Here is a 13,242-nt window from a genome sequence, read left to right on the forward strand (position 1 = left end):
AGTTAGCGCCGTTCACGCTTAATTTCCTTGGGTTTATTCTTCTCCTCCAATTTTTTTCGAGCGTCCTCGGCTTGCTGAAAAATAGAGTCATCCGATGAGTAAACTGTCTCCGGATTATCTGGCGAATCCACAAAAATATCCTGCCATTTAAGAAGTCGATCTTTCGTGTTCCAATTAAAATCTGGAAAAAATCGTTGCTTTTTGGAAATTTTGCTCATCGGGTAAATGTCAGAATTGGCACCAATATTACAGGAAATAATCTGAATTTTTTGATCCGTAAAATCTGCTTCGATGGTGCCGCAAGTGGAAAGTGCCACGCCAATACGCTCGGCAACTCCCGTTTTTTGGTTATCATCGTCTGCGTAAGTAATCGCTTGCGCGTTCCCGATAACTTTTGCGAGTTTAACTTCATTTTGCTTGTAGTAAACCGTCATCAGTTTCCCTTTGATCTGGTTGAATTCATCCTTTAAATTTAAAGAATCTGCTTTACTGATGGCAAACGCATTACCGATGACTTTCAATGAATCAATATATTCTTTTTTAGTATCGAAAAATATATCAATTTTATCACCAGTCACTTGTTTTGTTCCGCTCCACACAATGGGCGCGCCGTTGAGATGCATGATGCCGTCGGTTTCATTAAAGCTGAGAGAATCTGCCCTCGCCTGCGCATTCGATTTAAAAACACGCACTTTTTTGTAAGCCCGAAGGAAACTTTTTTTAGTTAAAGTGGAATCTGGTTTTTGATAAGTTAAAAACCGATCTGCTGAAAAATAAATTGAATCTTTATCCAGCAATTTCACCGCATAAGGTTTATCTGTAACCATCGCAGAATCTTTAAACTGGTAAATTTCACCATAACCCCCTTTTATGTAGCGGTTTTCTTTTGGATCATCTAAGGTCACGTGTCCTTTAGAAGTTCCGAAACCCGTAATTTGATTAAAATACATGGCATCTCCCGTCAACACTTTTCCGTTATAATAAATTTTAGAATTTTTATTGAGGTAAACTTCTTTTGAGTTTTGATTGTAAGTTCCCTTTTCAGTGTAAATAATGTTACTCGTATTCTTTTTATTAGTGATCGTCGTCGGACCGTTGATCGTTGCAATATTAGTATTTTGATCCTGAACAATATTATCTCCAATCAAAGTATATTGGTCATTTTCAATCTTAATATTATTGGTAAGATTAATTATTTTTGTAGAAGTATTATAAGTCGCATTTTTAACATAAGTAACACTATTGTTTGCATAAATAGTTCCGCCAGTATTAAAATAAGCCAGGTTTGAAACGCGGTCGTAATAAAGGGTTTCTGTTTTTATAGTCTGTGTGGGATCGGTAAGAATTACATTTTTTCGGGCAATACCGCGCTGTGTTTCCCCATCATATTCCATTTCGCCTGACGTAATTACTGACCCGTCTGGATTTGTGAGCTTCACATTACCAATAGCTTTTACAAAATTCTGCTCCTGATAAAGAATAACAATATCAGCCGTCAACACCGAACCCTGGTGATCAAACTGCACATTCCCTTCAAAAAAAGGATTTCCGTCATAACGCGCTGGATCTTTTCCAAATCTGTCAGAATGCGTATGGTGAACTTTCTCTGCCGGTAGCGCTTTAGGATCGGCAGCTTTATTAAAAAACGGATCTTTTTGAACAGGTGTCTTAGGATTAATAAGATCGACCTGAGCAAATAAATTTATATTAATGAAAAGGAAAAGGAAAAGAAATTTTTTCATTTAAAATTTTGGAAATTTAAATTTATCCAAATTATGAATTTCAATTAACGGGAAATTCTTCTTTGTGTTTGTGTAGAAAATTCGATCAACAATATAATTTTACCTTGAAATTTTAAAAAATATATTAAACAGGTTTTTTGTAACCATAAAAGTAGAGCGAATGGGAATCTATTTTAACGCCAAAAACATCTTCAATTGAATCTTTAATACTCTGAATTCTGGGATCGCAAAATTCTATAATTTCTTCTATTTCTTTGTCAGAACCGGTTTTATAAACAACAAGATGGTCGTGCTGTTTATCAAAATAAGATTTTTCGTAAGAAGATGAAGTAAGTGTTTTTTCGCCAAACTGGTGTTTCCGGACCAAACCTGCATCTAAAAATATCTCAATTGTGTTGTAAATAGTAGCTTTGCTAACGTGGTATTTTTTCTGCATCATTAAAAGATACAGATCATCAACATTAAAATGATGTTCTAAAGCGTAAATTTCATCTAAAATTGTATAGCGCTCCGGCGTATTTCTAAAACCCTTATCCTGCAAATATTGCTTCAATACGTCTTTTATAATCCTGTGATTATTTTCTTTTTGTGTATCGTTCATCATAATAATTAATACCCAAATTTACTGAATTATTTGCAATTGGGTTTTGGTAGATTTAAGAATCAAAACGTCTGAAATTAACCTGCTGAATTTTTTTACGGTTGTCGCTATGGTCCAAAAGCGGTGCAGATTCTACCACCACATTGTGTGAGGAAACTCCATAAGATTTAAAATCCGTGCTTCCGATATATTTTACAAAATTATAAATATTTAAAATAATTTTTTCTCTGATGGTAAGTAAATATTCATTGATGTAAACATTGTCGATGATGACATATTTTAGATCCGGCGGAATGCTGTGATTTCTTAAAGAAGGATGCGGACTGCGTGACGGCAAGGTTTCATCTGCCATAAGATCTTTTAAAACCTGCTGAAAATAATCGTTTATCTTTCTGTCAATTTTAAAACCAAGCAGGAAATTAACTTTATAAATAGTTCCCGGAAGAATTTCATCTACATTATATTTAAAAGTATATGGTTCTTCCTGATTAATAATATTTAAGATAAAGTAATGATCGGCACGTTTTGGCTGTGCGCGCATGATAGAATAAATAATTTTCGATTCTACTTCATTCTCTCTTTTTGCACGGCTAAAAAACGCCAGATTTGTCGCAAATTTTGGTATTGATTCATCAAGTTTCATATCCTGAATGGTAGAAACATAATTTTTTAAATTAACGAATTTGATGAATTTTGTTTTGATCATTCTGCCGTTGTACCAAGCATACATACATACACCAATAAAACCTGCTAAAACTACGGTGATCCACCCTCCTTCGAAAAATTTGATCACATTGGCTCCAAAAAAACCAAGTTCAATAAACAAATAAACAGAAGCGAATAATAAAATTAATGGTTTACTGACTCTTTTCTTTAATAACCAAAAGCTTAAAAGTATTGTCGTCATTAACATCGTAACCGTAATTGAAAGGCCGTAAGCGGCTTCCATTTTGCCGGATTCCTGAAAATGCAGAACAACAATTAAACAGAGCACTAAAAGTCCCCAGTTTACTTTTGGAATATACATTTGTCCCTTCACACCGGACGGATAATCAATTTCCTGATTTGGCCATAAATTTAATGACATAGCTTCAGAAAATATTGTAAAAGAACCTGTGATCAATGCCTGACTTGCGATAATTGCTGCCGCTGTTGCGATAATGATACCTGGAATTAACATCCACTCCGGCATAACACCGAAAAAAGGATTAACGCCACCACTGTGAACTGCATCGTAATTTTTTAAAACCCAAGCACCCTGACCAAGATAATTTAAAATCAACATTATTTTAACAAAAATCCAGCTTACGCGGATATTTTTTGCACCACAATGACCCAAATCTGAATATAATGCTTCCGCTCCTGTTGTACAAAGAAAAACAGCACCCAGAATTATTATAGCGCTGGGAGAATGGGCAATTAATTTATAGGCATAATAAGGATTAAAAGATCGTAAAATAGTGAAATCATCCATTAAGTGAAACATTCCCAAACTACCTAAAACCAAAAACCAAATTACCATTACAGGCCCAAATAATTTCCCAATTGTACTTGTACCAAATTGCTGCACCGTAAAAATGACAAATAATATGATACAGGTTATTAAAACAACTGGAGTGTGTGGATTATAAATTTTTAAACCTTCAATCGCAGAAATAACTGTTAATGAAGGTGTTATCACGCCATCCGCAATCAATGCAGAAGCTCCGACGATGGCAATAAGGTAGAGCCAACCTTTTTTAATATTTTTAATTAAAGAAAATAAGGCTAAAATTCCACCTTCCCCTTTATTGTCTGCACGAAGGGAGATCATCACGTATTTGACCGTAGTCTGAAGCGTCAAAGTCCAGATTATGCAGGAAAGCGCACCTTCAATATATTCATCAAACGCCATATTTCCGCCATCTATTCTGGCATTTACAATAGCTTTCATCACATAAAGTGGTGATGTTCCTATATCTCCGAAGACGATTCCTAAAGAAACTAAAATACCAACAGCGGTAAGTTTTTTGGTATTTAAATGACCAATTAAATCTTGCGACATGCTTATAAAAATATCTGCAAATGTAAAATAAAAATAAGGATTTAGGTCAAAAAAAACTCCCAAATGGGAGTTTATAAATTTACGCTTTCAGATATAAAGCATTTTTAATTTCTTCTTTTACTTTTTCCAGTTTCGGAAACCATTCTTCAAACAAAGCTGCAGAATATGGTGCCGGTGCATCAGGTGTCGTGATCCTTTTAATTGGAGCATCTAAATAATCAAATGCTTTTTGCTGCACCATGTAAGTAATTTCAGAAGCTACAGAACCAAAAGGCCAGGCTTCTTCCAAAATAACCAGACGGTTTGTTTTTTTCACGGATTCTAAAACGGTATCATAATCAAGCGGACGAACTGTTCGAAGATCAATCACTTCCACAGAAATCCCTTCTTTTTCCAAATCACTTGCAGCCTGCAAAGCCAACTTCATAATTTTACCAAAAGAAACCAACGTCACATCTGTTCCCCCTCTTTTAATATCTGCTTTACCGATCGGGATATAATATTCTTCTTCAGGGATTTCCATTTTGTCACCATACATCTGCTCAGATTCCATAAAAATCACAGGATCATTATCCTGAATGGCAGATTTTAATAAACCTTTTGCATCATAACAGTTCGAAGGAACAACTACTTTTAAACCAGGAATATTAGCAAACCAACTTTCCAAAGCCTGTGAATGCGTTGCACCCAATTGACCTGCAGAAGCTGTAGGACCACGGAAAACGACAGGGCAATTCCACTGACCACCTGTCATTTGACGGATTTTTGCGGCATTGTTGATAATTTGATCGATACCAACTAGACAGAAATTGAAAGTCATGTATTCAACGATCGGGCGGCAACCGTTCATTGCTGAACCAATCGCGATACCTGTAAAACCAAGTTCGGCAATTGGTGTATCAATCACACGTTTTGCACCAAATTCTGTTAACATTCCTTTGGAAGCTTTGTATGCACCATTGTAATCCGCAACTTCTTCACCCATTAAATAAATGGATTCATCTTTGCGCATCTCCTCGCTCATCGCCTGGCAAATCACTTCCCGAAAAGTATATTCTTTCATAAAAATCTTAATTAATAGGTACAAAAATAACTAAAATTTTAGAAATAGTCGCACATAAAAAAAGCATCTCTTTCGAAATGCTTTAATATTTTTTAAAATAAGTTTTAATCTGCTTTTGTCCAGGTTTGCGTTCTTCCTATTAAAGAAAACCCGATGTAACCTCTCACATTCAGTTTGTCGCCACTTCTGGTAATACTACATTTATAAGTTTTACCGTTTTTTGGATCTGTGATCGTTCCTCCATCAAATTCACTGTCATCTTTAGACAAACCTCTAATGATTTCTAAACCTAAAATTGGTTTATTTTTACGATCGTCCTTGCAACTGATGCACGTCGCATATTCTGGCTTAATTAGCAATTGTACAACTTTTCCATAATATTTACCATCTGCTTTTTTATAGATCTCAACAATGGATTTTGCTTTGCCGGTTTCATCATCAATTGTTTTCCATTTACCCTCGATTTGGGCGTAAGAAATAACACTGAAAAACAAGGCAACTGTTGCAAATAATAATCTCTTCATTTTTTTTATTTTATTGGGTTAAAAATAGATAAATTTATTGAACCTACAAATAAATTTATTATTCACTGCACAAATTACAATTGCCGTGCCGATTTTTGGTAAAGAATATTACCATTTTTATAAAATCTTGACTAAATACATATTTTCGAGTTGGGAATTTCTTTCCGCAGGATTTAGAAACTTTAAAGACAATCTTGTGATTCTATAGTCTTTTTCAATTCTTATTACACTAAAAAGTATTTTTAAAGAATCAAACTGTTCCTTATTTACCAATAAAATATCGCCTTTTTTTAGTTCATTTTCGGCCACTCGATCAGTATTTCTTTGGGTATAAAAGTCAACATTCCAGGTTTCATTTCCCGTCAGCATTTTTATTTTGTCTTTATTAATGTTACTCTTATTTACAAATTCCGCCAGTTTTAAACCTGCCTGATATTTCGTTAAAACCGGATAAAATTGTGAGTTTAAAAATACATTTACAGAGATCGCAAAGATGAACGACGCAACCGCGTATTTTTTGAATAAATTCTCTTTTTTAAATAAATAGTAAAGCAAATAGCAAAAGAGAAAAGTTGAAATGATGAAGAAATAAATATTAAAAATACCCGTGAAATAATAAGCCAACATTGACATAATCAGAATTACCGCTAAAAAAACTACAATTTGTATTATCCAAAGAACTTTTATCGTTTTAAATTTTTTGTCTTTAAATAATTGAAATAAAGTAGCACTTGTTAAAATCGAAATTACCGGAATTAAGCCGTTAAGATAATGTGGCAATTTAAATTTAGAAAAACTAAAGATGAACATTACAAGCCAAAAACCGCCTAAAGTGAGAAATTCTACATTTTTTATGTTTTTAAATTTATTTAAAATGAAAAATTTACTTTGCTGAAAAACGCCCAGATAAAGCAAAAGTGAAAAAGGCAAAAACGCCCAAAGAAGTGTATGAAAAAAGAAAAAGTAATCGGAATTATTTTGCTCAAAACCACTTGCTGTCAATCTGTTAACACTTTGATTAAATAATATAAATTTAATGCCTTCCGTGCCAAATTGATGATAAAACGCAAATAAAACCGGAGAAATAAATACTAAAAAGAAGAAAATTCCAATAAATAATTTTGGATTGAAAAATTTTTTCCAATCTCGGGAATAAATTAAATAAGCAAAAACACACGCACCAATTATCACAATTGCCATTAAACCTTTTGAAGAAAAAGCCATCGCCGTTGCAAAACCTGCAAAGATCACGGCAGAAGTTTTTCTTGTTTTAATAAATTTTAGCCATTGCCATAAAGCAAAAGCAATAAATCCCGTTAAAACTGCATCTGTTCTAACATCATGAGCGGATAAAATAATGGTTTGCGCGGAAAGAAAAACAAATGCGGAAATTATTGCTAAATCTTTGTTATTATAAAGAAGTTCTGCCAGTTTTTTCGTCGAAAAAGCACCAAGAAAAAGTAGCAAAACTGCCGGAATTCGATAAGCAAAAGCATTAATTCCAAATAATTTCATTGAAAAAGCCGCAAGCCAAAAATGCATTTGAGGTTTATCTAAATAAGGATTTTCACCTTTAAAAATATGTAAATAGTCATTATTTAAAACCATTTTCATTGCCATAGAAGCGTGTTGAGCAGAATCATTTTCCATTAAAGGCACGAACATTCCCAAAAAATAAACGAGAAAAAAACCTGCGCAAAGCAAAGCAATTTCCAATTTTGAGAGTTTTAAGTCAAACGGCATAACAAGATTTTATTTTAGTAATTTTGCGAAAGTTCTCGCACAAATTTAACAAATCCTAAACAAGAATGACCGCAGAAAAATTTTATTCTATAATTATCCCTATGTATAATGAGCAGGGAAATGCCGGACTTCTGATAGATAAAGTGCGCGAAAATCTGGTGAATCTGGATTATGAATTAATTTTGATCGACGATCATTCCACAGATTTAACAGTAAAAGAAATTAAAGAAAAAAATGATCCGCGCGTTGTTTTGATCCAATTAAAGAAAAATTATGGTCAAAGTTCCGCAATGATGGCGGGTTTTGATTACGCCACCGGCGATTATATTATTACGTTAGATGGCGATCTACAAAACGATCCAAGCGATATTCCTGCGATGGTTGAACTCTTGGAATTCGGCGATTTTGATCTCGTTGTAGGTAAAAGAAAAAAAAGAAAAGATTCCTTAATCCGCACTTTTCCGTCAAAAGTTGCCAATTATATTATTAAAAAATCAACAAAATTAAATATCAGCGATCAGGGTTGCGCCTTGAAAGTTTTCACCAATGAAACGGCAAAAGATCTTAATCTTTATGGTGAAAATCACCGTTTTATAAGTTTAATGGCACATTTGAACGGCGCAAGGATCGCAGAAATGCCCGTAAAACACCATGCACGACAATTTGGCGTTTCGAAATATGGTATGAATCGTACATTTAAAGTTATCAACGATCTTCTTTTGGTCTTATTTAATCAAAAATATATGGCAAAACCAATTTACCTTTTTGGAAATATTGGTTTGATCGCTTTTCTTTTAGGAAGTTTTATTAACGTTTACTTATTGATAATCAAATTATTAGGACACGAAATTGGAGGCAGACCACTTTTAATTTTGGGCGTTTTGTTAATGTTTATTGGCATCCAGTTCTTTACAACCGGAATTATCGTCGATATGCTAATGAAGACTTATTACGAAAGCCAGGATAAAAGACCTTTCAATATCAGAAAAATCACCAGTTTTGGAGAAAGCAAGTCTTAAAAAAACACTTATAACGCTGCTAAAAATAGCAGTAAGTTTGGTTTTATTGATTTTAGTTTTCCGAAAAATAAATTTTCAGGAAGTTGCCGAAGTTCTAAAACATGTCCATTTTATTCCTCTTTTTTTTGCTTCAATTTTATTTTTTTCTTCCCAGGTTTTATCGGCAAAAAGACTGGAATTTTACTTAAAAGCGCAGGATTTTAATTTAAGTTTTAAAAGCAATTTTGAACTTTATTTTTTAGGAATGTTCTACAATTTTTTTATTCCGGGCGGCGTTGGTGGCGATGCTTATAAAATTTATTTACTTCATCAAAATTTCGACTGGAGCGCAAAGAAACTTACTTCTGCGTTATTTAATGACAGATTGAGTGGACTTCTCGCCATAATAATTCTTATCTGCGGGTTTGCTTCTTATTTATTTGATAATCAGTATTTAATCCTATTTCTACTTATAATTTTAATTGTGATCCTGAGTTCATTTCAATTAAGCAAAAAGATTTTTCCGGCTTATAAATCTATTTTTTTTAAAACTTTTTTTATCTCAGTTTTAATTCAAGTATTACAGGTTTCATGCTTTTTATTTTTGTTAAAAAGTCTTGGTGTTAATGAAAATTATCTCATTTACGCGCTGGTTTTTCTTGCTAGTTCTGTATTGAGTTTAATTTCATTTGCCGGAATTGGCGTTCGGGAAATGCTCTTTTTTCAAGCCGCAAAATATTTTGATTTTAATGCGACAATTTCGGTTTCGGCATCGCTTTTATTTACTTTAATAACTGCAATTTTTTCCTTTATCGGTGTATATTTTCAAATAAGAAAGTTAAATTTGAACCTTGCAGAAAATAAATCAGAATGAATTTTTTTAAAAATAATTTAGCCAATGCGTTTACGCTCGGAAATCTTTTTTCCGGAACAATTGGCGTTATTAATCTAATCGAGGGAAATTATAAAATCACCGCAATTTGTATTATCATTTCCTTAATTTTAGATTTTTTTGATGGTTTTATTGCGCGTGCTTTGAAATCAAATTCAAATCTTGGAGCTCAACTCGATTCCTTGGCAGACATGGTGACTTTCGGCGTTTTACCGGGAATCGTAATGTATAAATCTTTAGAAGCTTTTGGTAATCAGTTATTTGGAATTAATTTACCTTTTGAAATAAAATATTTCGGACTTTTAATTACACTTTTTTCTTGTTTAAGATTGGCGATTTTTAATCTCGACGAAGACCAGAAATATTATTTTAAAGGTTTAAATACACCTTCAAATACCATTTTAATTTTTGGACTTTTCTACGGATTTTTAAATGGCGGAAATTTTCTGTTTGTTTTTTCAAATCCTTTGGTTTTAATTTTAGTGACCGCAGTTTCGTCTTGGTTACTGATCTCACCAATTAAAATGATCGCGATGAAATTTAAATCAATGAAATTACAGGATAATATCCCGAAAATAGTTTTGGTCATTGGCGCAATCTTAATTTTAATTTTTTTTAAAATTGTCGGTATTCCGCTTGTAATCTTATATTATATTTTGGTTTCAGTAATTTTTCAAAATCAATTAAAATAAAAAATTAATTTGTCATTCTGAATGGAGCAAAGCGAAATGAGAATCTTTATTTTAAATTATTGAGATTCTTCTTTCGTCAGAATGACAAAAGCAAAATTCTAAAATCTAACTTCTCATATCTAAAAATCTAAAAATTAATGAACTTAAAACTACATAAACCGCTTTGTATTTTCGATCTCGAAACGACGGGCGTCAATATTTCAAAAGACAGAATTGTTGAGATCTGTATTTTAAAAGTCAATCCGGATTCTTCCAGAGAAAGTAAAACCTGGCTCGTAAATCCGGAAATTCCTATTCCTGCAGAAACATCAGAAATTCATGGGATTACAAATGAAGACGTAAAAGACGCACCAACTTTTAAAGAAATTGCGCCAAAAATTATGGCGATGATTTCCGGAAGTGATTTGGGAGGATTTAATTCTAACCGTTTCGATGTTCCACTTTTAGCCGAAGAATTATTGCGTGCAGAACTTGATTTTGATTTAAGTAAATTTAAACTAGTTGATGCGCAAACCATTTTCCACAAAATGGAACCGCGAACTTTAACGGCAGCATATAAATTTTATTGTAAAAAACCTTTGGAAAACGCACATTCTGCGGAAGCCGACGTTCTCGCCACTTTTGAAGTTTTGGATGCGCAGGTTGGTCATTACGATGAAATTCCCAATGATATAAATGGTTTAAGTGAATTGTCTTTTCACAAAAAATTTGCAGATCTGGCCGGAATGCTTCACTTTGATGAAAATGATATTGAGATTTTTGCTTTCGGGAAATATAAAGGACAAAAAGTGATTGAAGTTTTTAAGAAAGATCTGGGTTATTACAACTGGATTCAAAATGCTGATTTTCCACTTTACACTAAAAAAGTGTTGACTGCGATTCAGTTGAAAAGTAAATTTTAAATTTAAAGTCTAGACTTAAATTTGTATTTTAAAAACTAAAAATTGACAATTGGCTTTCAATTTGTACCGTTTTGTAATACTTTAAATAAAAAAATATGTCATCTTTAGTTAAATTTAAATATTACCAAAACAGCATTGAAGCGAATCGTGATAAACAGATTTTAGCGGATAACGGCATTATAAGTTTCATTGCAAATGAGCAAACTATTCAATCAGATTGGTTGTTGTCAAATGCTTTGGGTGGAATTCAACTTCAGGTTTTTGATAAAGATTTAGATAAATCAAAAGAAATTTTAAAAGATTTTTTAGAGAATGAACATGTTGAATTAGAAGTTGAACATACTATTTCTGATCCGGATTTTGATCTGGTTTGTCCAAAATGCGGCTCGAATCATTTATACCGAAATGATAATCCCGGTAAAATATTTGGTTTTGCAATGCCGATCCTAAGTTTTGGCGAAAATAAGAATACGGAAACTTTTAACTGCTACTATTGCGGAAATCAATTTGAGGCGGAAATTTAAATAAATAATATCTAATAAATTTTTTAATGAAATTAGTATTGTTTTTTCTCATTTTTTCTCCAATCACGTTCTTTTCACAATTGAAAGAAAGGTTATCCTTCAATGATTTAGAGCTAATGAATTTAGTAGGAAAAGTTAAGAATATAGAGGAAAGAGTATTTGAGGTTAATAATAAAAAGTTGACCTTCGACAATGGAATTTTAATGCCTGCAAGTTTTAATTATAATTTTGATGAAAATGGTTATGTCAATTATAAAGAAGACATTAAAAAAATTGATGGTAAAGAAAAAATTTCCACCAAACAATATTTTACCTTTGAGAAGAACAAACCCCTCACAGAACTATATTTAATAACTGAATTTGCAGACAGCGACTCAATAATTTACAAATATAAATATCTGAATGATAGTTTAATAACCAAAACTAATTTTAGTAAAAGTTATAAGGGATTGACTGAAAGAATTACAATAAGCGGAAACAAAGAATTTTCTGAATTATCATATCCCTCAGAAAAAGTTCTTGAATCTAAAACTTTAGAATATAATAGAAATAATAAATTCGTTTTTAAAGAAACTATCGGATTTGATGACAAAGAAATTATTGAAAGAAAATATAAGCAAAATTCTAACTGCACAGATTTTGAAAAAGAAAATATAACTGAAAATAAATTTAATATAAACTCAACGCAATTACGAGAATACGATCAGTTATGTAATTTGGTTAAAATTACTTTTATAAACAAAAATTCAAAATCTGATTTAAAATTGGAATATAAATATGATAAAATTGGAAATTGGATTGAAAAGAAATCATATAATTTTGCAGGAAGAATTTATTCAATTACTAAAAGAACAATTACATATTATTAGAAAATGAAAATAATTTGCATTGGCAGAAATTACGCAGAACACGCAATAGAACTCGGAAATGAAGTTCCGACCGAACCTGTAATTTTTATGAAACCGGACTCGGCGGTTTTAAAAGGAAATGATTTTTATATTCCAGAATTTTCTCAGGATATCCATTATGAACTGGAAGTGGTTTTAAAAATTTGCAAAGTTGGAAAGTATATTTCCGAAGAAAATGCCCCACAATATTATGATGAAATTGGTTTGGGAATTGATTTTACAGCAAGAGATCTTCAAAGTAAATTAAAAGAAAAAGGTTTGCCTTGGGAATTGTCAAAAGGTTTTGATGGTTCTGCCGTTGTTTCAGAATTTCAGCAAAAAGATAATTTTGATCTAAAAAACTTAAATTTTTCTTTAGAAAAAAATAAGGAAAAAGTACAAACCGGAAATACTTCATTAATGATTTTTAGTCCGGAAAAGATAATTGCGTTTGTATCAAAATATTTTACGCTGAAAAAAGGAGATCTTATTTTCACAGGAACGCCAAAAGGTGTGGGAAAAGTCGCTGAAGATGATTTTTTGGAAGGTTTTATCGAAGATGAAAAAATGTTTGATGTGAGAATTCAATAAATTTTAAGTTTAATTTTTAATCGTAACTTTAATAAAAAT

The 13,242-nt window shown here is 32.2% G+C and carries 13 protein-coding genes; 7 read left to right on the forward strand and 6 right to left on the reverse strand.

Annotated features, from left to right (window positions below):
* Positions 1–2: 2 nt before the first annotated feature.
* The 6 genes from BM238_RS13645 to BM238_RS13670 all read right to left on the reverse strand — a co-directional run bounded on the left by BM238_RS13645 (position 3) and on the right by BM238_RS13670 (position 7,717).
* Positions 3–1,742: an OstA-like protein gene (locus BM238_RS13645; protein ID WP_090082481.1), complete on the reverse strand. Its 1,740-nt coding sequence runs from the start codon at positions 1,740–1,742 to the stop codon at positions 3–5.
* 124 nt (positions 1,743–1,866) lie between these two features.
* Complete coding sequence (locus tag BM238_RS13650) at positions 1,867–2,346, reverse strand: Fur family transcriptional regulator (protein ID WP_090082485.1); 480 nt, start codon at positions 2,344–2,346, stop codon at positions 1,867–1,869.
* A gap of 52 nt (positions 2,347–2,398) precedes the next feature.
* Positions 2,399–4,387, reverse strand: a complete 1,989-nt coding sequence (locus BM238_RS13655; protein ID WP_090082488.1) for a KUP/HAK/KT family potassium transporter — start codon at positions 4,385–4,387, stop codon at positions 2,399–2,401.
* Positions 4,388–4,466: 79 nt separating this feature from the next.
* Positions 4,467–5,450 carry a pyruvate dehydrogenase complex E1 component subunit beta gene (locus BM238_RS13660; RefSeq protein ID WP_090082490.1) on the reverse strand — a complete coding sequence of 328 codons (984 nt, stop codon included), beginning with the start codon at positions 5,448–5,450 and terminating at the stop codon, positions 4,467–4,469.
* A 104-nt stretch (positions 5,451–5,554) separates the two neighbouring features.
* Positions 5,555–5,974, reverse strand: a complete 420-nt coding sequence (locus BM238_RS13665; RefSeq protein WP_090082493.1) for a DUF2147 domain-containing protein — start codon at positions 5,972–5,974, stop codon at positions 5,555–5,557.
* Positions 5,975–6,091: 117 nt separating this feature from the next.
* Positions 6,092–7,717: an ArnT family glycosyltransferase gene (locus BM238_RS13670; protein ID WP_090082496.1), complete on the reverse strand. Its 1,626-nt coding sequence runs from the start codon at positions 7,715–7,717 to the stop codon at positions 6,092–6,094.
* A gap of 65 nt (positions 7,718–7,782) precedes the next feature.
* Here BM238_RS13670 and BM238_RS13675 point away from each other — a divergent pair, with 65 nt between their 5' ends.
* The 7 genes from BM238_RS13675 to BM238_RS13705 all read left to right on the forward strand — a co-directional run bounded on the left by BM238_RS13675 (position 7,783) and on the right by BM238_RS13705 (position 13,203).
* Complete coding sequence (locus BM238_RS13675) at positions 7,783–8,736, forward strand: glycosyltransferase family 2 protein (RefSeq protein WP_090082499.1); 954 nt, start codon at positions 7,783–7,785, stop codon at positions 8,734–8,736.
* Positions 8,717–9,589, forward strand: a complete 873-nt coding sequence (locus tag BM238_RS13680; RefSeq protein ID WP_090082502.1) for a lysylphosphatidylglycerol synthase transmembrane domain-containing protein — start codon at positions 8,717–8,719, stop codon at positions 9,587–9,589. Before BM238_RS13675 ends, BM238_RS13680 begins: the two co-directional genes overlap by 20 nt.
* A complete protein-coding gene (locus tag BM238_RS13685) occupies positions 9,586–10,299 on the forward strand; it encodes a CDP-alcohol phosphatidyltransferase family protein (protein WP_090082506.1) in 714 nt (237 codons plus the stop codon). Before BM238_RS13680 ends, BM238_RS13685 begins: the two co-directional genes overlap by 4 nt.
* A gap of 137 nt (positions 10,300–10,436) precedes the next feature.
* The gene (locus BM238_RS13690; RefSeq protein WP_090082509.1) at positions 10,437–11,201 is read left to right on the forward strand and encodes a 3'-5' exonuclease; all 765 of its coding nucleotides are present in this window, start codon (positions 10,437–10,439) and stop codon (positions 11,199–11,201) included.
* Between the two features lie 95 nt (positions 11,202–11,296).
* Positions 11,297–11,725, forward strand: a complete 429-nt coding sequence (locus tag BM238_RS13695) for a putative signal transducing protein (RefSeq protein WP_090082511.1) — start codon at positions 11,297–11,299, stop codon at positions 11,723–11,725.
* A gap of 116 nt (positions 11,726–11,841) precedes the next feature.
* Entirely contained in the window at positions 11,842–12,594 is a 753-nt protein-coding gene (locus BM238_RS13700; protein WP_143093402.1) for a hypothetical protein, read from the forward strand.
* A 3-nt stretch (positions 12,595–12,597) separates the two neighbouring features.
* Positions 12,598–13,203 (forward strand): fumarylacetoacetate hydrolase family protein, encoded by a 606-nt coding sequence (locus BM238_RS13705; protein ID WP_090082517.1) that lies wholly within the window; start codon positions 12,598–12,600, stop codon positions 13,201–13,203.
* The last annotated feature ends 39 nt before the right edge of the window (positions 13,204–13,242 follow it).

It is taken from the genome of Halpernia frigidisoli, from assembly GCF_900113805.1.
Classification (GTDB): domain Bacteria; phylum Bacteroidota; class Bacteroidia; order Flavobacteriales; family Weeksellaceae; genus Halpernia; species Halpernia frigidisoli.

Excerpts from the sequence above, each read along its gene's own strand:
- BM238_RS13670 (WP_090082496.1), bottom strand. The coding sequence starts at position 7,717 with ATGCCGTTTGACTTAAAACTCTCAAAATTGGAAATTGCTTTGCTTTGC.
- BM238_RS13645 (WP_090082481.1), bottom strand. The coding sequence starts at position 1,742 with ATGAAAAAATTTCTTTTCCTTTTCCTTTTCATTAATATAAATTTATTT.
- BM238_RS13655 (WP_090082488.1), bottom strand. The coding sequence starts at position 4,387 with ATGTCGCAAGATTTAATTGGTCATTTAAATACCAAAAAACTTACCGCT.
- BM238_RS13665 (WP_090082493.1), bottom strand. The coding sequence starts at position 5,974 with ATGAAGAGATTATTATTTGCAACAGTTGCCTTGTTTTTCAGTGTTATT.
- BM238_RS13675 (WP_090082499.1), top strand. The coding sequence starts at position 7,783 with ATGACCGCAGAAAAATTTTATTCTATAATTATCCCTATGTATAATGAG.
- BM238_RS13695 (WP_090082511.1), top strand. The coding sequence starts at position 11,297 with ATGTCATCTTTAGTTAAATTTAAATATTACCAAAACAGCATTGAAGCG.
- BM238_RS13660 (WP_090082490.1), bottom strand. The coding sequence starts at position 5,450 with ATGAAAGAATATACTTTTCGGGAAGTGATTTGCCAGGCGATGAGCGAG.
- BM238_RS13685 (WP_090082506.1), top strand. The coding sequence starts at position 9,586 with ATGAATTTTTTTAAAAATAATTTAGCCAATGCGTTTACGCTCGGAAAT.
- BM238_RS13700 (WP_143093402.1), top strand. The coding sequence starts at position 11,842 with ATGAATTTAGTAGGAAAAGTTAAGAATATAGAGGAAAGAGTATTTGAG.
- BM238_RS13650 (WP_090082485.1), bottom strand. The coding sequence starts at position 2,346 with ATGATGAACGATACACAAAAAGAAAATAATCACAGGATTATAAAAGAC.
- BM238_RS13705 (WP_090082517.1), top strand. The coding sequence starts at position 12,598 with ATGAAAATAATTTGCATTGGCAGAAATTACGCAGAACACGCAATAGAA.
- BM238_RS13690 (WP_090082509.1), top strand. The coding sequence starts at position 10,437 with ATGAACTTAAAACTACATAAACCGCTTTGTATTTTCGATCTCGAAACG.